Source organism: Corynebacterium meitnerae (genome assembly GCF_027570075.1).
Lineage (GTDB): Bacteria > Actinomycetota > Actinomycetes > Mycobacteriales > Mycobacteriaceae > Corynebacterium > Corynebacterium meitnerae.
Genome location: NZ_JAKMUS010000001.1, coordinates 240,860 through 262,411, shown reverse-complemented (window position 1 = coordinate 262,411; position 21,552 = coordinate 240,860). Strand labels below are relative to the sequence as shown.

Annotated in this window: 22 protein-coding genes; 18 read left to right on the top strand and 4 right to left on the bottom strand. The window is 60.0% G+C overall.

Annotated elements, in window-relative coordinates:
• The first annotated feature begins 66 nt into the window (after positions 1-66).
• The 7 genes from L8U60_RS01270 to L8U60_RS01240 all read left to right on the top strand — a co-directional run bounded on the left by L8U60_RS01270 (position 67) and on the right by L8U60_RS01240 (position 6,198).
• Positions 67-759 (top strand): hypothetical protein, encoded by a 693-nt coding sequence (locus L8U60_RS01270; protein ID WP_269964569.1) that lies wholly within the window; start codon positions 67-69, stop codon positions 757-759.
• 79 nt (positions 760-838) lie between these two features.
• Entirely contained in the window at positions 839-1,837 is a 999-nt protein-coding gene (locus L8U60_RS01265) for a substrate-binding domain-containing protein (RefSeq protein WP_269964568.1), read from the top strand.
• Positions 1,834-2,886 (top strand): ABC transporter permease, encoded by a 1,053-nt coding sequence (locus L8U60_RS01260; RefSeq protein WP_269964567.1) that lies wholly within the window; start codon positions 1,834-1,836, stop codon positions 2,884-2,886. Before L8U60_RS01265 ends, L8U60_RS01260 begins: the two co-directional genes overlap by 4 nt.
• A 3-nt stretch (positions 2,887-2,889) precedes the next feature.
• Complete coding sequence (locus L8U60_RS01255; RefSeq protein ID WP_269964566.1) at positions 2,890-3,648, top strand: ATP-binding cassette domain-containing protein; 759 nt, start codon at positions 2,890-2,892, stop codon at positions 3,646-3,648.
• Between the two features lie 171 nt (positions 3,649-3,819).
• Complete coding sequence (locus L8U60_RS01250) at positions 3,820-4,998, top strand: IS1249 family transposase (RefSeq protein WP_269964565.1); 1,179 nt, start codon at positions 3,820-3,822, stop codon at positions 4,996-4,998.
• 63 nt (positions 4,999-5,061) lie between these two features.
• Positions 5,062-5,280 (top strand): hypothetical protein, encoded by a 219-nt coding sequence (locus L8U60_RS01245; RefSeq protein ID WP_269964564.1) that lies wholly within the window; start codon positions 5,062-5,064, stop codon positions 5,278-5,280.
• 63 nt (positions 5,281-5,343) lie between these two features.
• Positions 5,344-6,198, top strand: coding sequence for a DUF4062 domain-containing protein (locus L8U60_RS01240; RefSeq protein ID WP_269964563.1), 855 nt, complete (start codon positions 5,344-5,346; stop codon positions 6,196-6,198).
• A gap of 26 nt (positions 6,199-6,224) precedes the next feature.
• On the opposite strand, the gene L8U60_RS01235 is transcribed toward L8U60_RS01240, so the two are convergent.
• The 4 genes from L8U60_RS01235 to L8U60_RS01220 are packed head-to-tail and all read right to left on the bottom strand — an operon-like array spanning position 6,225 to position 8,837.
• Positions 6,225-7,469 (bottom strand): type IIL restriction-modification enzyme MmeI, encoded by a 1,245-nt coding sequence (locus L8U60_RS01235; RefSeq protein WP_269964562.1) that lies wholly within the window; start codon positions 7,467-7,469, stop codon positions 6,225-6,227.
• Between the two features lie 59 nt (positions 7,470-7,528).
• Positions 7,529-7,885 (bottom strand): hypothetical protein, encoded by a 357-nt coding sequence (locus L8U60_RS01230; RefSeq protein WP_269964561.1) that lies wholly within the window; start codon positions 7,883-7,885, stop codon positions 7,529-7,531.
• A 15-nt stretch (positions 7,886-7,900) separates the two neighbouring features.
• Entirely contained in the window at positions 7,901-8,365 is a 465-nt protein-coding gene (locus tag L8U60_RS01225) for a YbjN domain-containing protein (protein ID WP_269964560.1), read from the bottom strand.
• 1 nt (position 8,366) lies between these two features.
• A complete protein-coding gene (locus L8U60_RS01220; protein WP_269964559.1) occupies positions 8,367-8,837 on the bottom strand; it encodes a YbjN domain-containing protein in 471 nt (156 codons plus the stop codon).
• 199 nt (positions 8,838-9,036) lie between these two features.
• Here L8U60_RS01220 and pyrR point away from each other — a divergent pair, with 199 nt between their 5' ends.
• The 11 genes from pyrR to L8U60_RS01165 all read left to right on the top strand — a co-directional run bounded on the left by pyrR (position 9,037) and on the right by L8U60_RS01165 (position 21,526).
• The gene (pyrR, locus tag L8U60_RS01215; protein ID WP_269964558.1) at positions 9,037-9,591 is read left to right on the top strand and encodes a bifunctional pyr operon transcriptional regulator/uracil phosphoribosyltransferase PyrR; all 555 of its coding nucleotides are present in this window, start codon (positions 9,037-9,039) and stop codon (positions 9,589-9,591) included.
• Positions 9,588-10,535: an aspartate carbamoyltransferase catalytic subunit gene (locus tag L8U60_RS01210; protein WP_269964557.1), complete on the top strand. Its 948-nt coding sequence runs from the start codon at positions 9,588-9,590 to the stop codon at positions 10,533-10,535. Before pyrR ends, L8U60_RS01210 begins: the two co-directional genes overlap by 4 nt.
• Positions 10,510-11,832, top strand: coding sequence for a dihydroorotase (locus L8U60_RS01205; protein ID WP_420840132.1), 1,323 nt, complete (start codon positions 10,510-10,512; stop codon positions 11,830-11,832). The genes L8U60_RS01210 and L8U60_RS01205 overlap by 26 nt, the downstream gene beginning before the upstream one ends.
• Before the next feature lie 77 nt (positions 11,833-11,909).
• On the top strand, positions 11,910-13,103 hold the full coding sequence (gene carA, locus L8U60_RS01200; protein ID WP_269964555.1) for a glutamine-hydrolyzing carbamoyl-phosphate synthase small subunit: 1,194 nt from the start codon (positions 11,910-11,912) through the stop codon (positions 13,101-13,103).
• 15 nt (positions 13,104-13,118) lie between these two features.
• Complete coding sequence (gene carB, locus L8U60_RS01195; RefSeq protein WP_269964554.1) at positions 13,119-16,463, top strand: carbamoyl-phosphate synthase large subunit; 3,345 nt, start codon at positions 13,119-13,121, stop codon at positions 16,461-16,463.
• The gene (gene pyrF, locus L8U60_RS01190) at positions 16,464-17,306 is read left to right on the top strand and encodes an orotidine-5'-phosphate decarboxylase (protein ID WP_269964553.1); all 843 of its coding nucleotides are present in this window, start codon (positions 16,464-16,466) and stop codon (positions 17,304-17,306) included. It abuts the gene before it with no gap.
• Positions 17,307-17,543: 237 nt separating this feature from the next.
• Positions 17,544-17,864, top strand: coding sequence for an integration host factor, actinobacterial type (mihF, locus tag L8U60_RS01185; RefSeq protein ID WP_034663551.1), 321 nt, complete (start codon positions 17,544-17,546; stop codon positions 17,862-17,864).
• A 3-nt stretch (positions 17,865-17,867) separates the two neighbouring features.
• Positions 17,868-18,458: a guanylate kinase gene (gene gmk / locus L8U60_RS01180; RefSeq protein ID WP_269964552.1), complete on the top strand. Its 591-nt coding sequence runs from the start codon at positions 17,868-17,870 to the stop codon at positions 18,456-18,458.
• Positions 18,459-18,464: 6 nt separating this feature from the next.
• Positions 18,465-18,773: a DNA-directed RNA polymerase subunit omega gene (gene rpoZ / locus L8U60_RS01175; protein WP_269964551.1), complete on the top strand. Its 309-nt coding sequence runs from the start codon at positions 18,465-18,467 to the stop codon at positions 18,771-18,773.
• A 418-nt stretch (positions 18,774-19,191) separates the two neighbouring features.
• On the top strand, positions 19,192-19,836 hold the full coding sequence (locus tag L8U60_RS01170; RefSeq protein WP_269964550.1) for a DUF3558 family protein: 645 nt from the start codon (positions 19,192-19,194) through the stop codon (positions 19,834-19,836).
• A gap of 193 nt (positions 19,837-20,029) precedes the next feature.
• Positions 20,030-21,526 (top strand): hypothetical protein, encoded by a 1,497-nt coding sequence (locus L8U60_RS01165; protein ID WP_269964549.1) that lies wholly within the window; start codon positions 20,030-20,032, stop codon positions 21,524-21,526.
• Positions 21,527-21,552 lie beyond the last annotated feature (26 nt).

Here is a 21,552-nt window from a genome sequence, read left to right as displayed (position 1 = left end):
GCACACGATCTTTTCCATCCCATGGCACGACTGAGACGACGAGACATTGCGAGGGAAGTAGGACGAATGCGCAACGCGAAAACGATTGCAGCAGTTCTGGCAGCGACGGCACTGACGGTGGCGGGATGTTCGGACAGTGCTGACAGCGGCGACGGAGCGAAGAACAGCGAACAGAACAACGCCACGCAAAACAACGGTGTGGCAAGTGAAACCCAAGACACTGCAGACCCCGGTGCTTGCGCCACCGAAGTGAACATCAAGGCGCTGTTGGACCAGATGCCGGAACAGCTCGTGGGCTTGCCGTATGACCCGAACTTCAGCACCGTCATGGATGAAGGATGGAATCACTTTTACCAAAATGGCCCTGAGCAATTCTCCGTCGGTGTTTCGTACTACGACGAGGCGCTGGGCCAGGATCCGTGCCCGGGTGACCCTAAGAAGAGCGCGCAGGAGGAACGCACGCTGCACATGGAAAGCTACAAGGAGCAGCAAGAGCGTGATGGGGAGTCGGTGCTGGCGTGGGATGAGTTCGAGTTCACGGTCGGGGACAGGTACTTCGCGTGCGCCAAGCATCCGGAGGCGGACTTGCGCCAGTTCTTCTGCTCAACGAGTTTCGGCAACGCTGCGGCAACCACGTACATGTTCCGCCATTCCAAGGGGGACGCGCAGGACGTGGAGGACATGAAGGAAGCCATGACTGAGCTGACACCGTTGTTGGACAAGCAGCCCGTGGGCCCAGGATTGTCCGACCTCAACTAGAACAGCAAGCCCAGCTACTTAATCGGTAAAGAACGCTTGGGATACCGGGTTTTCCAGCGCGAGCGGGCACACTGTATGAATGAAAAAATTCTCTCAGCTGTACAAAGTCGCGGCGCTGACGGCCGCGGTAGGTCTTTCGCTTGCTGGTTGCTCGTCCACGGGCGGCGCACAGCGCGACAGTGAAGCCGGCGGCACCGGCGGCGGTGGGGTAGACACCCCGCGCTACGTCGTGGCAATGGTTACTCATGGCGCCCCGGGTGATACGTACTGGGACCTCGTGCGCAAGGGCGCCGAGGATGCAGCGAAGAAGGACAACATCGAGCTGCGTTATTCCTCTGACCCGCAGGCGCCGAACCAGGCGAACCTGGTTCGTTCCGCCGTGGACTCGAACGTGGACGGCATCGCGGTGACGCTGCCCAACGCGGAGGCCATCGGCCCGGCTGCGAAGCTCGCCACTGAGGCAGGCATTCCGGTTGTGGGGCTCAACGCCGGCATGAAGGAGTACGACAAGTACGGGATCACCGGCTTCTTCGGCCAGGACGAAACAGTTGCCGGCACGGCAGCGGGTGAGCGCCTCAAGGAAGAAGGCAAGTCCAAGGTTCTCTGCGTCATCCATGAGCAGGGCAACTCCTCGCAGGAAGCACGTTGTGCCGGTGTGAAGGACGGCCTCCAAGGCGAGGTTGAGCTGCTGTACGTCAACGGCCAGGACCTGACCTCTGTCCAGTCGACGATCAACTCCAAGCTGGCCCAGGACAAGTCCTTTGACACCGTCTTTGCACTGCAGGCTCCAGTAGCAATGCGCGCGACGGAGGCAGTGAAACAGGCGGGCGCCAAGGCCCAGGTGGTCACGTTTGATACGAACGCTGAACTGGTGGATGCCATTGCGGATGGCCGCGTGGCGTGGGCCGTGGACCAGCAGCCGTACCTGCAGGGCTACCTCGCAGTGGATTCCCTCTGGGTTGCTAAGCGCAACGGCGGCACCTTCGGTGGTGGCCAGCCGGTCTACACAGGACCGAGCTTTGTGGACAAGGAGAACGTGGAGAAGATCGCTGAGGCTGCCAAGGCAGGCCTTCGATGAGTCAGACCGTCACAGACGAATCGATAGAGCATGACTCGGACGATCGACTACGTACCCACACCGGCTTTGCCAAACTGATCCGCCGCCCGGAGCTGGCCAGTCTGCTCGGCTTCCTGGTCATCCTGAGTCTCTTCCTGGCGGTCGCCCCGGCGTTCCGCTCGTTTGAGGCGATGGCCACGATTCTCTATGCCAGCTCCACGCTCGGCATCGTGGCACTTGCCGTGGGATTGCTCATGATCGGCGGGGCATTCGATCTGTCCTCCGGTGTCGCGGTGACCACCGCGGCGCTGGCGGCATCGATGCTCAATTACAACCTGCATTTGAATTCGTGGGTGGGTGCGGGCCTGGCGCTCATCATCGCGCTGGCTATCGGTGCGCTCAACGGCATCCTCGTTACACGCACTGGCATTGACAGCTTCCTCATCACCCTCGCTGCATTCCTCATGTTGCAGGGCCTCAATCTTGCGGTGACCAAGCTCGTCACCGGGCAGGTGGCCACACCATCCATCGCGGATATGGAGGGCTTCGCCTCCGCGCGCACCTTCTTCGCTGGCAGCTTCCACATTGGCAACGTGCGCATCAGCGTCACGGTGATCTGGTGGTTGCTGTTCGTCGCCATCGCGTCGTTTGTGCTCTTCCGCACGAAGTTCGGCAACTGGATCACGGCCGTCGGCGGCGATGAGGATGCCGCGCGTGCCGTTGGTGTTCCCGTCCGCATGGTCAAGATCGTGCTGTTCATGACAGTGGGCTTCGCCGCATGGTTCGTGGGTATGCACACGCTCTTCGCCTTCGATTCGATCCAAGCGGGCCAGGGCGTGGGCAATGAGTTCCTCTACATCATCGCCGCTGTTATCGGCGGTTGCGCGATGAAGGGCGGCCGCGGCACGGCGATCGGCACGATGATCGGCGCGCTTATCTTCGGCATGACCAACCAGGGCATCGTCTACGCCGGCTGGAATCCGGACTGGTTCAAGTTCTTCCTCGGCGCGATGCTTCTGTTCGCGGTGCTCACCAACACTTCATTCGCCAACATCACGAAGGGGCGGTAGGCCATGTCCATCATTGAATTGCGCGACATCACCAAGTCGTACGGCACCTTCGACGCACTGCGCGGAGTGGACCTCACCATCAACGCGGGCGAGGTTACCTGTGTGCTCGGCGATAATGGCGCGGGCAAGTCAACGCTCATCAAGATTCTTGCGGGTTTGCACGCACCAACGAGTGGGCAATTGCTTATCGACGGCTCACCCGTCACCTTCACATCCCCCCGCGATGCGCTGGATGCCGGTATTGCGACGGTGTACCAAAACCTCGCCATTGTTGATGAGCTGAGCGTGTGGCGGAACTTTTTCTTAGGTCAGGAGCTGACCGGCCCATTCGGCACGCTGAAGCAGGAGGAGATGAAGCGTATCTGCTCCGAACAGCTACTGGAGATGGGCATTGACATCCCCGACGTGAACGTTGAAGCCGGCAACCTGTCCGGCGGTCAACGCCAGGTCGTCGCGATTGCACGCGCTGTCTACTTCGGCGCCCGAGTGGTCGTGCTCGACGAGCCGACTGCTGCCCTTGGTGTGAAGCAGTCCGGTGTGGTGCTGAAGTTCATCGCTGAAGCCCGTGACCGCGGCGTCGCCGTCGTGCTGGTGACGCACAATCCCCACCATGCGTACCTCGTCGGCGACCACTTCACCATCTTGAAACTCGGCCGCCAGGAACTCGACGCCTCCCGCGACCAGGTCACCCTGGACGAACTCACCCGTGAGATGTCCGGCGGTGCTGAACTCGAAGCACTCAGCCACGAGCTGAATAGCTAGGAGCAGCTGGGGCTTAAGGGTCAGAAAGTGTGTCTGGATTGGCTGATTTCCAGTAGGTGACCTGCATTAACGCCAAAAGTATATGCTCTGCAGGCGTATATCTGGGCCATCGTCGCTCAATCCACGGTGTGGCTGGCGCAATGTGCTAAGCAGCGGTGGTTCGGTTACCCAATGCCAAAGAACCGACCACGCTGCCACTGCGGCGGCGACATGAAACGTAACGGGACCACCAGCAAGGGAACAGTGCGATGGCGATGTAAGGTCTGCGGCGCATCCAGCGTCAAACGCCGAAGCGATATCACCAACGCTGCAGTGTTTGCCCAATTCATCGACCACTGCACCACGACAACTTCGATAGAAGCAGTAGCAAAGCGCCACGGCGTCAGCCATGCCACGATGAAACGCCGGTTTAGCTGGTGCTGGCTCGTCGACGTCCCGGATCCCACCATCGGGCATACGGGCCGGGTCTACGACCAGATCTTCCTCGACGGCACCTACACCGCAGGCGGCTGCCTGATCGTGGCAGCAACACTCGACCACGTCATCGCCTGGCACTGGTGCAAACACGAAACCATCCGTGACTACCAACGCCTCCTCGAACGCATCCCAGCCCCTCTCATTGTCGTCATCGACGGCGGCCAAGGAGCCGCAACCGCGATCAAAAACTGCTGGCCAGAAACCAAAATCCAACGCTGCCTCGTGCATGCCCAACGCGTCGTACGCCGCTACACCACCTCACGACCACGCACCGATGCTGGCCGCACCATCTACCAACTAGCGCTGAAACTGACCCGCATCACCACCCTGGACGACGCCGCCACATGGGGAGCCCAACTACACGAATTCTCCACCATCTACCGAGCATGGATGAACGAAAAGACCAGGCTCAAAGACCCAAAAACAGGCAAATGGAAAGACGCATGGACACACGCCAATGTGCGCAGCGCTTACAACAGCCTCAACCACCTATGGCGTTCTAACCTGCTGTTTACCTACCTCACGCCACCGAAGGACGTGCTTAACTCCGAGGGCATCAAATCCACCACAAACAGCCTCGAAGGTGGCATCAACGCCCAACTCAAACTGCTAGCTAGAACCCATCGCGGTAGATCAGGAGAACACCAACGCCGAATGCTGGACTGGTGGCTCTACCTAAAAACAGAACTGCCTGACGATCCAGTACACATCGCCAGGCAGTCCAATTGGGGCCAGGACCAACTCGCCAAAGTTACACCCCTGACCCACAACGAGAACCAAGCCGACCACGAAACCGGACGACCAGCCCTCTACGACAACGGTATCGACACCGAGTACACCCACTCAATCGGCATCCAAAAAGGCCAAATCTAACCCCACGACACGCCGGAGCCAGACACACTTTTTGACCCTTAAGCCTTAGCTGAGCACGCTGCTGTGGTCGCCGAGATCCAGAACAAGAGCAACCGACTAGCCGCCTACCGCTACTACAGGCAGGAGACCGCCACCCTTGATTTTGAACAGTTGGTTTTTAGCCCATACCTTTGCGTAGCTTTGCTCGATAAGGGCACCGTCGACGTCGGCGGCAATGTCACCTTTCAGTTCCGCGACGGCAGCACCCAAGTAGTCGCTATCAAGCCATCAAAGGGCGCGTAGACCCATACCCGCCGTCGGATCCTCATCACCCCGGAGAAGCAAGCAGTCAACTAGAATTTGGGCATGAGCTTTACTGCAACAGTCTTACGTGTGCTGGTTGCTTCGCCTTCCGATGTTCCTGAGGCTCGTGACGCCGTTGAGAGCGCAATTCATTCATGGAACAGCCGCAATGCTGCTACGCGAAGTATCGTGCTACTCCCATGGCGTTGGGAAAGCGCCTCTGTGCCCCTATTGGGTGATCATCCACAGTCAATCATCAATGAACAAGGGGTCGACGGTGCCGACATCGTCGTAGCGTTGTTCGGTAGCCGTCTTGGTTCTCCCACTCGCGAAGCGGTTTCAGGAACCGTTGAAGAGATCGAGCGTGCCGTAAATAGCGGGAAGCCAGTGCACCTGTACTTCTCAACAGCTCCACTACCGCACGATGTAGACACCTCTCAATTGGACGGGCTTCGTCAGTTTAGGCAGGAAATAAGCGAGCGGGGTCTGCTCGGCGAGTTTGACGATGCGCGCCAGCTTGAAAACCAAATATGGGCAGCCATTGAGCATGACTTGGCCAGAATGGATAATCCCACGGCAGCGAGCAAAGACACTCCAGTCGGTGTCAGGTTCCGAGTCGCCTCCAACAGCGAGCGGTTGCAAACAGGAATCGACAAGTCCGGTAAGGCGAAATATGAAACCAAACGCTGGTACGAAGTTACCAATACGGGTGATCTAGCTGCTGAGTCGGTGACCTTCGAAGGCCAAGCCGCATCGGGCTTTATGAGACTCCTTGTGGACAATCAGCCGATCACACTCGAACCCGAGGTCAGCTGGAAAGTGCCAGTCCTCTATTCGATGGGAACCGCAGGCACAAAACTAACCGTTCACTGGGTCGAGAACGGCGAGAACCAGTCGAAGACATTTGACGTTCAATAGCGAGCGGGGTTCTGCATGTGAACCAATCACGCCACCAAAACGAGGTTCGCGCGCGGTTGTATCCGTCGTGGCATGAAAGTTTCGCAGAAGACCATGTCGGCGAGGCTGTCGCGGAACTGACGCAGTTTTGTCACTGGCGTGGACTTCGCGCGGATGAGTTTATCGGCTTCGTCGCGAAGTTCGTCGAGGAAGAGCGGGCCAATGGTTTTGAGGATGTTCTTCTCACTGGTGTAGTGCTCACCATCGCCACGGCGAGCTTCCTTCGACTTGACCAGTTGGAACATCGAGCCGAAGATCGCCGGGCTGATCTGAGTCCACTGGAAGCGGCATGCGTTGAGGAGAGCGTCGCGCATGTCCGGTGTGAAGAACTGGGTGGACATGGTCTCAGCAAAGATGGCGCCGTTGACGTACGGGAAGCGCGCGAGCGAATCAGGTACGCGGCGGCGCGAGGACTCGGGGGTGTTGAGGACCTCAAACAGCGCAGCGAGTTGGCTGCCCAGGTTCTCACTGTTGGTGTGCTCCAGAACGAAGCGGTAGAAGAGGTCCTGCTCCCACAGCCCAGCGTCATCGCCGAAGAGAAGGAACAGGAGGCGCGTGAGGTACATCGACGTCTCTTGAATCGCGGCGTCCTCGTCCTCAGGGTTCGTTGGGGCGGCATCGCCGACATTCTCATCCACGTCATCGCCCACCATCGCGGTGAACAAGTCAGCCATGAGCTGAGAAGCCTTGATGGAGGCTTCAGCCTGTTCCTCGACCGTAGTTTCTTCCTCATAGCCGGCCAGGAACTTCAGCTGATCCACATAGTCAGTGACTTCGCTGAGCTGGAACGTGACGTCAAAGCGCTTCTCCGGCGCGCCGAGACGGACGAGGCGGATCGACTCAAAGTCACTCGCGATGATGTACCTGGGCTGCTCCGCATTCTTGATTGTGCCGCCGAGTAGATAGTCACGTGCCTGGTCCACAGCGACTTGGAGGTCAACGCCAGGCTTCTTCGCCTCACCAATAACAACACCGGGCCAGAACAGGTCGATATAGCCTGACTGCCCAGTCGATGCGCGCAGCGCGTCCTGCTCAAACAGATCCATGCGGGACGCAGTGATGCCAAAGCACTCGAAGAGTTCCGCCCAGAATGACTGAGCGTATTTCTTCTCAATGGCGCCCTGGCCAACTGATTCCCACTCGTCCAGGCGCTGACGCCAACGAGCTTTGAACTGGTCCAGGTTCCGGCGCATGGTCGCGCGATCAAGGCGAAGAGCAGTAGGAGAAGTCACCCATTCACCATAGACCGAGAATCAGGACTTCAGGCCTGACTCACCCATGAAGTTGTCGCTCACAGGATGGAAGCGGCAAGGGACAACCAGAAAATGAAGATGACAACGGCGGCGATCAGGATGAGAACTGGGATGCTTAGCGTGAAGACGGCCAAAAGGGTGGACAAGATCCCGCCGGTAGAAGAGTCATTCTTGTCCATCGACTGATACGGGTTGGGCTGGGCGTATGGCGGTTGCTGCCCGTAGGGCGGCTGTTGCTGAGGTTGACCAGACGGCAGCTGTTGCTGCGGTTGACCGTACGGAGGTTGTTGCTGTGGCTGCTGCGGGGTGACGTAGGGCGGGGCTTCGTGGGGCGTGTTGTCCTGTGGCTCCTGGGGTGGGTAGGAGTTGCCGTAGGGGTTGGTCGGATTGGTCATGGTGGGACCTCCTAGTTATGGGGTGTCGTCGGCAAGTTTGGCTTGGGCTTCGCGGAACTGCTCGGCGAGGGCGACCATCGCATTGTGCGCGTCGACAACAGCCTTCACGGCGCTGTCAGAAGCAGAGCGGAGTTGCTCGTCGGTCATGCCGGCGGCGACGGAAACTTCGGCCTCAGTGCGGATGATGAGGTTGTCTGACTTGTTACCCACGATGGCGCGGGCACCGATGAGAGTGGAATTCACCTCATTGGCGGCCAGGTAGTAATTCGCATCAGGGGAGTCGGCGGCAGTGTCCGTGGCGGAATCAGCGCGGACGATGAACACCGAGTCGAGCAGAACAACCATGAGTTCCAGGTTGTCGTGGCTGCCCTGAGCCACACGGCCGGTGGAATCAGCGGTGATGCCCACGCCGGACTGGGCGAAAGCATCGACGATGCGGTCAATGGTGACCAGGCTGGGGGTGGAATTAGCGGTAGTCAATTTAGTTCTCCTCCCACGTCACGGCTGTTGGGAAAGACTCAGCCAAGAAATTGAAAGCCTGCATGGTTGCGTTGATGGAGGTGATGATGAAGGCGCCCAGCTGATTCGTCGATAAGCCACGGCTCACATCAAGCGACCGGATACCGGTGATGGCCAGGGTGTTTTCCGCACTTTGGAAGAAACGCAGAGTCGGCGTGAAATGCGACTGGTTGTACTCATTCGTGGCGTATAGCAGCGAAGACGCATCCTCCGGCGCGAACTCACCACGCCACACGGACTCGAAGACGAGCTTGCCGTCATCGAAGGTAAACACCATCGCGGCATTGATAAAGCCGGTGCGAACAACGGGCTCTTCCAGGCGGTACTCCAAGCCCTCGCCCTCAAGCACGGCAGCGATGTCGGCGAGGCCGACCTCGCGGACACGATCATCCTCGGTGAGCTCCGGAGTGGGGTTCTCATTGGGTGTGGTCATGGCACCCAAGGTTACCTGTGTTGGGCTCGGGCTTGGGGGTGAGTTTGTGAGGTTGGTTATGTGGGAGGTGACGTGGGAGGTGATGAGGGGGTAATGCGGGCGGAAAGGTGCTAGTGTTGCGGGTGTCTACCAAGCATTGGCAGGCGCTAGAAAGAAGCATCCTTTAAGTTCCGCACAGAGAGGCGGGAAAGGAGGTTCGATGAGTGCCACGAAGTTGCTTGACGCTAGTGACGTCTCGCGCACGATTGCACGCATCGCGCACCAAATCATCGAGAAAACAGCACTCGATTCACCTGGTGCACCAACGGTGATTCTGTTGGGCATCCCATCTGGGGGAGTGCCCTTGGCCCAGCGCATTGGCGCGGCGATTGAGGAATTCGCGGGGGTGAACGTCCCCGTTGGAAGCCTGGATGTCACCTTGTACCGCGATGATCTGCGCCGCCGCCCACACCGTGCATTGAGGCCCACGGACATTCCAGGAGATATCAACGGAGCGACGATCGTGCTCGTTGATGATGTGCTGTTTTCCGGCCGCACGATCCGCGCCGCACTCGACGCCTTGAGCGATATTGGCCGGCCCGACATTATCCAGCTCGCTGTCCTCGTGGACCGCGGCCACCGTGCCGTGCCGATCCGCGCGGACTACGTGGGCAAGAACATCCCAACGGCACTGAGTGAGGACGTCACTGTGACGCTCACTCCCATCGACGGTGAAGATGCCGTCCTCCTGATGAAAGAGGGGGAGGAAGAATGAAGCACCTGATCAGCATCGCGGATTTAAGCCGCGAGGACATCATTGGGCTGATGGATGAGGCAGACCGCTTCCGTGAAGCCCTGGATGGCCGTGAGATGAAGAAGCTGCCCACCCTGCGCGGGCGCACCATCTTCACGCTGTTCTATGAAAACTCCACCCGCACCCGTTCCTCTTTTGAGACGGCGGGCAAGTGGATGAGCGCGGACGTGATCAACGTGTCGGCCTCTAGTTCCAGTGTGAAGAAGGGCGAGTCCCTCAAAGACACTGCCGCCACCCTGAAGGCCGTGGGTGCGGACGCGATCATCATGCGCCACCCGTCCTCCGGCGCACCGAACCTGCTGCGCGAGTGGGTGCCGGGTGCGGCGATTATTAACGCCGGTGATGGATCCCACCAGCACCCGACGCAGGCACTGCTGGATGCCGTGACCATGCGTCAGCACATTGGCTCCGTGGAAGGCAAGAAGGTGCTCATCGTCGGTGACATCCTGCACTCCCGCGTGGCGCGTTCCAACGTGGACCTGCTGTCCACGCTCGGAGCAGAGGTCGTGCTCGTTGCACCGCCGACGTTACTGCCCACTGGTGTGGAGAACTGGCCGTGCCGCGTGGCCTATGACTTCGATGCGGAACTCGCCTCTAGTGAGTCGCCCGCAGTGGTGATGATGCTGCGCGTCCAGGCTGAGCGCATGAACGGTGGCTTCTTCCCATCCCACCGCGAATACGCCACCTTGTACGGGCTCTCCCAAGACCGCGCCGACAAGATTGGTGTTGACACCCTGATCATGCACCCAGGGCCGATGCTGCGAGGCATGGAAATCAACTTCGATGTCGCTGACCGCGACAACACCGTGGTCCTGGACCAGGTGACCAATGGTGTGTACACCCGCATGGCGGTGCTGTTCACCCTGCTAGCCAGCGGTGATGATGCGCTGGAAGGAAAGGAGTAGGGCAGTGGCAACACTCGCTTTGAATAACGTCCGCCCTTACGGCGAGGACGAAACGAACATTCTCATCGACGTGGACGCCGGTGTCATCGAGGCGATCGGTGATTCACCGTTTACCGATGCTTCTGAGGTCGTGGACTGCGGTGGCAAGGTGCTACTGCCGGGCCTTGTGGACGTGCACGTGCACCTGCGTGAGCCGGGCCGTGAGGACACGGAGACCATCGCCACCGGTTCTGATGCCGCGGCTGCCGGTGGTTTCACCGCGGTGTTCACCATGGCGAATACCCAGCCCGTGATTGACCAGCCCTTCCTCGCCGACGCGGTGTGGGAAAAGGGCCAGGCATACGGCAAGTGCGATGTGTACCCGGTGGGTTCCATCACCAAGGGCCTGGGTGGGGACACTCTCACCGAGATTGGCCTGATGTCCCGTGGCCACGTGCGGATGTTCTCCGACGACGGCCGCTGCGTCAACGACCCGCAGCTCATGCGCCGTGCCATCGAGTACGCGAAGGCCTACGACGTTGTGCTGGCACAGCACGCTGAGGACCACCGCATGACCGAGGGCTCCTGCGCTCACGAGGGCGAAAACGCTGCCCGCCTGGGTCTGCGTGGCTGGCCGCGCGTGGCGGAAGAATCCATCGTCGCCCGCGACCTGATCATGACTCGTGATTACGGCGGCCGCTACCACCTCTGCCACGCGTCCACCGAGGGCACCGTGTCCTTGCTGCGCTGGGCGAAGGAGCAGGGGATCAACGTGTCTGCTGAAGTCACCCCGCACCACCTGCTGCTCACCGACGAGAAGCTGGAAACCTACGACGGTGTCTACCGCGTCAACCCGCCGCTGCGTGAGAACAAGGACACGCTCGCGCTGCGCGAGGCGCTTTTGGACGGCACGATTGACGTCGTGGCCACCGATCACGCACCGCACGGTTCCGAAGACAAGTGCGTCGAATTCGAAAACGCGAAGCCCGGCATGATCGGCCTAGAAACGTCCTTGGCCATCATCGCCCAGATCTTCGTAGAGTCCGGTCTGGCTGACTGGCGCTTCGTGGCCAAGGTCATGAGTGAGCGCCCGGCAGAGATCCTGCGTCTGTCCGACCACGGTCGTCCGATTGCGGTGGGTGAGCCGGCGAACCTGACGCTCGTGGATACGCACTCACCGTGGACTGCGGCTGGCGAAGCGATGGCTTCGAAGTCGAAGAACACCCCCTACGAGGGCTCCGAATTCAACACACGTGTCGCCGCCACCTGGCTGCGCGGGAAGCAGACCTACGACGTAACGGAAAACCAGAAGAACTGACCAGCACAAGCGCCGGGGCAGTAAACGCCGGCGCTGACTAAACGCGAGAACAGAACGAGACAAAGAAGGAAATTTTGATGAGCACTGACCGCATTCCCGCCGTGCTGGTCCTGGCCGACGGCACGACGTTCCCGGGTTTCGCCTTCGGCGCGAAGACCGCTGAGCCCGTCTTCGGTGAAGCAGTTTTCACCACCGCCATGACCGGCTACCAGGAGACGATGACGGACCCGTCCTACCACCGCCAGATCGTTGTCGCTGCAGCCCCGCAGATTGGCAACACCGGCTGGAACGATGAAGACAATGAGTCCCACGACAACCGCATCTGGGTGGCTGGCCTGGTCATCCGTGACCTGGCCAAGCGCGTTTCTAACTGGCGTGCGAAGCGCAGCCTCGAAGACGAGATGATTTCCCAGGGCATCGTGGGCATCCACGGCGTGGACACCCGCTCCCTGGTCCGCCACCTGCGCAACTACGGTTCCATCGCCGCGGGGATGTTCGTGGGTGAGGAAGCACGCGGTGACGTCGATAAGCTTGTTGCGCGCGTCAACGAGCAACCCGCGATGTCGGGCGCGGACCTGTCGGCAGAGGTCTCCACCGACCAGCCGTACGTGATTGAGGCTGAGGGGGAGAAGAAGTACACCGTCGTCGCGTACGACATGGGCATTAAGTCCGCGACGCCGCGCCACTTCGCGCAGCGCGGCATTGAAACGATCGTGGTCCCGACGGGCACTTCCTTCGCTGAGATTGCGAAGCACAACCCAGACGGCGTGTTCATCTCCAACGGCCCGGGCGACCCGAAGACCGCCGATGACATGGTTGCTGTCACCCGCGACGTGATCGCCAGCGACACCCCGCTGTTCGGCATCTGCTTTGGTAACCAGATCCTCGGCCGTGCGCTCGGACTGGACACCTACAAGCTCAAGTTCGGCCACCGCGGTGTGAACATCCCGGTGAAGAACCACGTGACCGGCAAGATCGACATCACCTCCCAGAACCACGGCTTCGCAGTCCAGCTCCCGGAGGGCTTCACTCCCCAGGACGTGAAGGACGGCAAGACGTTCGACACCGACTTCGGCCCGGCGCTGGTCACGCACACGTGCCTGAACGATGGCGTTGTGGAAGGCGTTGCCCTGCAGTCCGGCAAGGCCTACTCCGTCCAGTACCACCCGGAATCCGCGGCAGGCCCGCACGACGCGAACCCCCTCTTCGACCAGTTTGTGGCACTCATGGATGACCACAAGGCAACGAAGAACGCATCCGAGCAGAACTAACCAGGAAGGAAAACCATGAAACGCGAAGACATTAACCACGTCCTGGTCATCGGCTCCGGCCCGATTGTCATCGGCCAGGCCTGCGAGTTCGACTACTCGGGTACTCAGGCATGCCGTGTCCTCAAGGAAGAGGGACTGCGCGTCACCCTGATCAACTCCAACCCGGCAACGATCATGACTGACCCGGAGTTCGCGGACCACACCTATGTGGAACCGATCCAGCCGGAATACATCGATCGGATCCTCGCCCGCGAGGCGGAGCAGGGGCACCCGGTTGACGCCATCCTGGCCACGCTGGGTGGTCAGACCGCGCTGAACGCTGCGATCCAGCTTGACCGCCAGGGTATCCTGGCCAAGCACAATGTTGAACTCATCGGTGCGAATATTGACGCGATTGAGCGTGGTGAGGACCGCCAGAAGTTCAAGGACATCGTGGCCAAGATTGGCGGCGAGTCGGCTCGTTCCCGCGTGTGCTACAACATGGACGAGGTCAAGGACACCGTCGCTGAGCTCGGCCTGCCGGTCGTTGTTCGCCCGTCCTTCACCATGGGTGGCCTGGGCTCCGGCCTTGCCTTCACCATGGAAGATCTGGAGCGTATCGCCGGTGACGGCCTTGAGGCCAGCCCGGAAGCGAATGTGCTGATCGAGGAGTCCATCCTCGGCTGGAAGGAATTCGAGCTGGAGCTCATGCGTGACGGCGACGATAACGTCGTGGTCATCGCCTCCATCGAAAACGTCGACGCACTCGGCGTGCACACCGGTGACTCCGTGACTGTTGCGCCTGCACTGACCTTGACGGACCGCGAATTCCAGACGATGCGCGACCAGGGCATCGCGATTATCCGCGAAGTTGGCGTGGATACCGGTGGCTGCAACATCCAGTTCGCGGTCAACCCCGTTGACGGCCGCATCATCACCATTGAGATGAACCCGCGCGTGTCGCGCTCTTCCGCGCTCGCGTCGAAGGCGACGGGTTTCCCGATTGCCAAGATCGCTTCGAAGCTGGCCATTGGCTACACCCTCGACGAAATTACGAACGACATCACTGGTGTCACCCCGGCTGCTTTCGAGCCGACGCTGGACTACGTGATTGTGAAGATGCCGCGCTTCGCCTTTGAGAAGTTCCCGGGCTCCGACGAGACCCTGGGCACTTCCATGAAGGCAGTGGGTGAGGCCATGGGGATTGGCCGCAACTACATCCAGGGCCTGAACAAGGTCATGCGCTCCATGGAGGACAAGCCGAACGGTTTCTGGACCAAGCCGGATGAGTACTTCGCCGGTGAGCGCGCAACGGACGTTAACGCTGTGCTTGAGGACCTCAAGGTTCCCACCGACAAGCGCCTTTACGACGTTGAGCTTGCCCTGCGCCTGGGCGCCACGATCGAGCAGGTCTATGAAGCCAGCGGTATCGATCCGTGGTTCCTCGCTGAACTTGAGGCACTGATTGATTTCAGGCAGCAGCTTATCGACGCACCAGTGCTCGACGCCGACCTCCTCCGCGAGGCCAAGGTCTTCGGGCTTTCCGACGCACAGATCGCGGCACTGCGTCCCGAACTCGCTGGCGAAGACGGCGTGCGTTCTCTGCGCTGGTCCCTGGGCATTCACCCCGTGTACAAGACCGTGGATACCTGTGCTGGTGAATTCGAGGCACAGACCCCGTACCACTACTCGGCGTACGAGTATGACCCGAATGCAGAATCTGAAGTGCGCGTCGCAAGCGAGCGACAGAAGGTCATCATTCTCGGCTCCGGCCCGAACCGCATTGGTCAAGGCATTGAGTTTGACTACTCCTGTGTTCACGCAGCGCTCGAGCTCTCCCGTGTTGGGTATGAGACCGTCATGGTCAACTGCAACCCGGAGACCGTCTCCACTGACTACGACACCGCAGATCGCCTCTACTTTGAGCCGCTGACCTTCGAGGACGTCATGGAGATCTACCGCGCTGAGGAAGCCACCGGCACTGTCGCTGGCGTGATTGTTCAGCTTGGTGGCCAGACCCCGCTCGGCCTTGCACAGAAGCTTGCGGACGCAGGTGTGCCTGTCGTGGGCACCACCCCGGAGGCCATTGACATGGCTGAGGACCGCGGTGAGTTCGGCAAGGTGCTTGAAGCAGCCAAGCTGCCGGCCCCGGCTTACGGCACCGCAACCTCCTTCGAAGGTGCCCGCGAGGTGGCCAACCGCATTGGCTACCCGGTGCTCGTGCGCCCGTCCTACGTCCTGGGTGGCCGCGGCATGGAGATCGTCTACGATGAGGAGAACCTGCGCGACTACATCAACCGCGCAACCGAGCTCTCCCCGGACCACCCGGTGTTGGTGGACCGCTTCTTGGACAACGCCATTGAGATTGACGTGGACGTGCTCTGCGACGGCACGGATGTCTACCTCGGTGGCGTGATGGAGCACATCGAGGAAGCCGGTATTCACTCCGGTGACTCTGCTTGTGCTCTGCCGCCGATGACGCTGGGCCCGGATGACATTGAGAAGGTCCGCAACTCTGCTGCCGCGCTCGCACACGGCATCGGTGTCAAGGGCCTGATGAACGTGCAGTTCGCCCTCAAGGACGACATCCTCTACGTCATCGAGGCGAACCCGCGTGCGTCCCGCACCGTCCCGTTCGTGTCCAAGGCCACCGGCGTGCACCTGGCAAAGGCCGCAGCGCGCATCATGCTCGGCGCCACCATCGCGGAGCTGCGTGAGGAGGGCATTATCCCGTCCACCTACGACGGTGGCTCCCTGCCGCTGGAGCACCCGATCGCAGTGAAGGAAGCAGTCCTGCCGTTCACCCGCTTCCGTCGCCCAGACGGTGCGGTGCTGGACACCATCCTTGGCCCGGAAATGAAGTCCACAGGTGAGGTTATGGGCTTGGCACCGTCCTTCGGTGTTGCCTTCACCAAGGCTGAGGCAGCCGCCTTCGGTGAGCTGCCCACCGAAGGCACCGTCTTCGTGTCCCTGGCTAACCGTGACAAGCGCACGCTGATTTTCCCGATCCAGCGCCTGTCCACCATGGGCTTCAAGGTCCTGGCTACCGAGGGCACCGCCCAGATGCTGCGCCGCAACGGCATTGAGTGTGAAGTTGCACTGAAGGCCTCCGCCGTCCGCGCCGGTGCGGAGGGCAAGTCCATCGTCGAGCGCATTCTGGATAGGGAAGTGGACTTGGTGCTGAACACCCCAGCCGGCTCCGCTGGTGCCCGCCACGATGGCTACGACATCCGTGCGGCAGCCGTCGTGTCCAATGTGCCGATCATGACCACGGTGCAGGGCGTCACCGCCGCTGTCCAGGGCATCGAGGCCCTCCGCACTAATGAAATCACTGTGACGAGCCTTCAGGAGCTCGAGCACAGCGTTCAGGCAGGGGAGTAGATGAACCAGGAAAGCACTGTGTGTGGCTTCGGGACACGCCTTGTTGATGCGGGCGAGCAGTATGGCCGTCTCTGCGTTGGCATTGACCCGCACGAGCAGCTTCTGGCTGCCTGGGGGTTCAGTAACGACGCAGATGGCCTGCGGGAGTTCTCCCTGCGCTGCGTGGAAGCCTTCGCTGGCCACGTTGCTCTGATTAAGCCACAGGTGGCGTTCTTCGAACGCTACGGCTCAAAGGGCTTCGCGGTGCTTGAGGAGGTCATCGCTGCGGCCAAGGGCAGTGGCTCCCTCATCGTCGCTGATGCCAAGCGTGGGGATATTGGCTCCACCATGGCCGGCTATGCCGCCGCGTGGCTCGACGATGCGTCACCGCTGTGCTGCGATGCCGTCACTCTCACCCCGTACCTCGGCGTCGGCTCTTTGGACCCTGCCATCAACGTGGCAGGGGAGAAGGGCCGTGGCGTGTTCATCATGGCTGCGAACTCCAACCCGGAGGCCGAGGCCTTCCAGGAGCAGCAGCTTGGGAGCACCGGTGGCACTGTCGCCCAGCACATGGTTGATGAGTGCGCGCGGTACAACACTGCCAGCAGTGGTGTTGACCACATCGGTCACGTTGGGGTTGTGGTTGGCGCGACGGTGAAAAACCCGCCGCAGCTTGATCACCTCAACGCACCCGTGCTTATGCCGGGTGTCGGTGCTCAAGGTGCAACGATGCAGGATGTGGCACGTATTGCCGGGGAAAACAGTCACCTTGTTTTCCCGAATGTTTCCCGCTCAGTGCTTTCCGCTGGACCTAACGTAGAAGACCTGCGTAAACGCGCAAAAGACCAGGTTGTTTCCGCGTAAGCGGACCCTAGTTGGCGGACAGCCTAAAACTGCTGGTAGGTTGAAACCGTCGACGCGATGACATGCCGAAACGAGGTAGTGCTCACCGCGTTAAGCAAGGCCCAGTGTTAAACTGAACCGCGATCGGCCAATAACACGGTTGTAATTAACAAAGCAGCTGCGTCTATAGTGTCGAGTCGGTTCAAACGCTGGACCGGCAAAAATCATATAAACCCTACGATTTATGGAGGAACCGAAGTGGCCCTTCCCCAACTGACCCCGGAGCAGCGCCAGGAAGCTCTGGCTAAGGCTGCAGAGGCACGTAAGCAGCGCGCAGAGCTCAAGGCTTCCCTGAAGCGCGGCGAGACCAACCTGAAGGAAGTTCTCGAGAAGGCTGAGTCCAACGAGATCATCGGTAAGACCAAAGTCTCCGCTCTCCTCGAGGCCCTGCCGAAGGTTGGCAAGGTCAAGGCACGCGAGATCATGGAGGAGCTGGAGATCGCTCAGACCCGTCGCCTGCGTGGCCTCGGTGAGCGTCAGCGCCGTGCACTCCTCGAGCGTTTTGGCTTCGCGGACTAATCGGTGACAACCGTGAATAAGAAGGGTCGGCTTGTTGTTTTGGCTGGCCCTTCTGCTGTTGGTAAGTCAACTGTGGTGCAGCGCCTCCGGGAGACGATTGAGGATCTTTACTTCTCTGTCTCCATGACCACGCGCGATCCGCGTCCGGGTGAGGTTGATGGCAAGGATTATTTCTTTGTCACGCCTGAGGAATTCCAGGACAAGATCGATGCGGGCGAGATGCTCGAATGGGCAGATATCCACAGTGGGTTGCAGCGTTCCGGCACCCCTTCGGGTCCGGTGCGTGAGGCAATGGAAGCCGGCCGTCCTGTCCTCGTTGAGGTGGATCTTGCAGGCGCACGCAACATCAAGATGATGATGCCGGAGGCAACGACGATTTTCCTTGCTCCGCCGTCATGGGAAGTGCTTGTTGAGCGTTTGACTGGCCGCGCGACAGAGACACAGGAAGTCATTGACCGTCGTCTGGAAACAGCACGCGAGGAGCTGGCCGCCCAGGAAGAGTTTGACACGATCATCGTGAACAACGACCTGGATGAGGCAGTTTCGGGGATTAGTGATATTCTTCTGTCCGTTAATCGTCCAACCAATGAATAGGTGTGAGTGAGCAACGTGACCAACGATCTGGCTACTTCGGCTGATGTCGATGTCAACGAGCGGGTGTACGACACGCCTCAGGGCATCACGGCACCGCCTATTGATGAGCTGCTGACCAAGGTTTCCTCCAAGTACGCTCTCGCGATCTTCGCCGCTAAGCGCGCGCGTCAGATCAACAGCTACTACCAGGAGCAGGACGAGGGTGTGTTCGAGTTCATCGGCCCCCTGGTCACCCCGCAGCAGGGGGAGAAGCCCCTGTCTATCGCTCTGCGTGAGATCGAGCACGGTCTCTTGGAGCACGAGGAAGGCCAGTAAGGTCTAGCGCAGTTTCAGCGCATCATGTCAGCGCGGGTCTCCGGTTTAACCGGGGCCCGCGTTTTCTTATTGCGAAATCTTCTCGCCGCGTTTACCGACGGTCATCTTCCTGAGAGCATCGCCTTGCTTATCGACGGCTCCCACCCCAACTTTCCGCGGCCTGTAACGCCCTGACGTGCTTATATGCTTTCCCTATGAGATTTATTTACCCCCACAAAGGGGTATTTTTCTTAGGTTACACACAGGTAATTCTAAGGCAAAAGGGCAGGTCACAGCAATTGGTTAGGCAATGTCCACTTAAGTGGTCAATTTTCTGTTCCACTGCGCTGTGATCCGTGCAATATTCAAAGGGCAGCCGGTCAGTGCCGGGGCCAAACGAAGATGTGAGGATCCACCTAGGAATCGGGGGTAGGCGGACATGAAGCACAGGAGCTTCTCCTTCATCACGGGGGTCATGTTGGTCACGACACTGACCGGCTGCTCTCTCGTTCCATACGAGACAAACAACACCGCGGAGCTCGCCGAGCCCATGGCAACCATTGAGGCCGCAGACAAAGCCCACGAGTCCAACGACCTCAACGAGTCCATCGACTCCGACGCACCCGCCTTCCACTTCGCCAGCGGCGACCTGCCCCTCGGCGACTTCGACTACGAAGCCATCAAGGACAACCTCTTCGATCCTTGCAAGGAGATCTCCGCTGAGGAGTTCGCGACGGTTGGGTTCTCGACGGTAGGTAGCCAAAGCTTAAGTGATGGCGGCAAAGTCGGATGCGGTCTTGTCGGTGGAGATGTTCACAAGGGATATGCGGTTGGATCTACTCCTGTTACTCGAGATCAGTTAGAGAGAGATGAAGGAGCAATAATCAGCCGGTCGGCATCCGGCATTGTTCCAGGGCTTTTGACGTATCAAGGAGTCGGAGCAACAGGTTTTAGCTGTGTGGCAGCAGTCGATACGGTCCGAGGTCAATTCTCGGTGGCGGTAAATCAAGATTTTGAGCCGCGTAGTTTCGACGCACTGTGTGAGTCCGCGGTTCAGATTATGGAAGACCTTTACAGAATCTAAGTAAACAATCGGGGGGATAAAAATGGGGATGTACTTGGACGTTAGCTCTGTTCAGCAGGGGGCGGGTTTGCTTGAATCTGCGTCTCAGCAGTTAAAGAGTCACCTTGCTTTCGGAGACCTCAGAGGATTGGGTGTTTACTCTGCTGTCTCCGGGCTTGACCAGGCAGGGGAGATGCACCAAGCGATTAGTGGTGTGAGTCAGCCTGAAGCAACTCGTGGGTTGGCGATGTTTCTATCCAATGCTTCTGGATTATTGCGGGAGCAGGTGGATGGGTTCGTTAGTGCTGATGGGGGAATTGCGGATACGTTCCGATCGCCTGGTACCGGTTCTGCTGGGGCGGTGCAGACGACTACGCCAGAGCAACCAAAGATCAATCCGTTTAATGTTGTGACGCCAACTGCTGGGAGGCCGTTGGGTTTGGAGCAGTTGGTGGCGCAATTGGCGGCGACGGATGTGCCAACGATGACGGGGATTTCGGCGAACTGGACTACAACAGCGTCGGCAATCGCAGAGGCATTCGCTCTTGTGCCTGAGGCAATGGGGCTGTTGGCAGGTTCGGCTGAGACAGAGTCGGTCGGTCATGCGATGAAGCACATCGACATGATCAGGATGCTGGCTACTCAATACGCAGCGCATTCGCAGATCCTCGGCACACAGACGGCAGGGCTGGTGACACTGACGGAAGCGAGTGGGATTCAGGCGGCGGCTGTTCTAGGAATCGTGCGTGCGGCGGTGGATCCGATTGTGTCCAAGGGGTTGGAAGAAGCTTATTTGAGCGCTTATGGTCCACAGCTGACAGCGGAATTGCTTCCCGTGGTGCCCACGTTCAACCAATTGCTGCGAGAGATGAACTCAGTCAATGGTGGACTCATGGATGAAGGTGACACGGGTACACGCATTCCAGAGTTTGTGAAGCAGGCTTTGCCGAAGGTAGTGAGCCAGGCGTTAACGGATGCTGGGTGGAAGGATTTGGCGCACGCGACGACGCCGGCGGAGATCGTGGAGCAGGTGGGCCGGCCCAATCCGGAGATGCTGGATCTGATTACATCCGGTGCGACCCCAACGCAGGTAGCTAGTGCGATGGCGCCGACACTGCCGCCGGCAGGTGCGCTTGGAGGTGCGCCAATGGCTGGTGGTCTTGGTGGTGCCGGTGGTGTCGGCGGCGCTGGGTTGGTGTCACCGGCGGGTGGTGTATCGGGTGTTGGCGGCGGTTTTGGTTCGCCGGGTGCTGCCGGTTCCTTCGGTGGTTTTGGTGGTCCGATGCCGTTTGCTGGGCGCGGTGGCGGTGGCTTCCGTGGCGGCGCCGGCTTCGGTGCTGGTGCTGGGTTCGGCGGCGGTGCTGGCTTTGGTTCTGGCGCTGTGCCGGGAGCGTTGCCAAGCGGTGGTACTGGTGTGGGGGCTGGTGCTGGAACTGGAGCCGGGGCTGGTTCTGGTGGCGTGGTCGCGGGTGGATCAGGTGCTGGTCCGCGAGCAGGCGGTGCGATGGTTGGTGCCGGTGGTGTTCATGGTGGTGGCTACGGTGTTGGGCCGGCGGCGGGTGCTGGGCGTGGTGGCCAGCAGAAGCGGGGGCGTGTGCAGGCGGTGACGTCGGCGGTGGAACGCGAAGGGAACTTGAAGGCGTTGTTGGGGGAGGCACCGGAAGTGGTGCCGGGGGTGATTGGTGCGTGGGTGAGGGAGCCACGTCGATAAGCAGCAACGGTGAAGGTGCCGCGTTC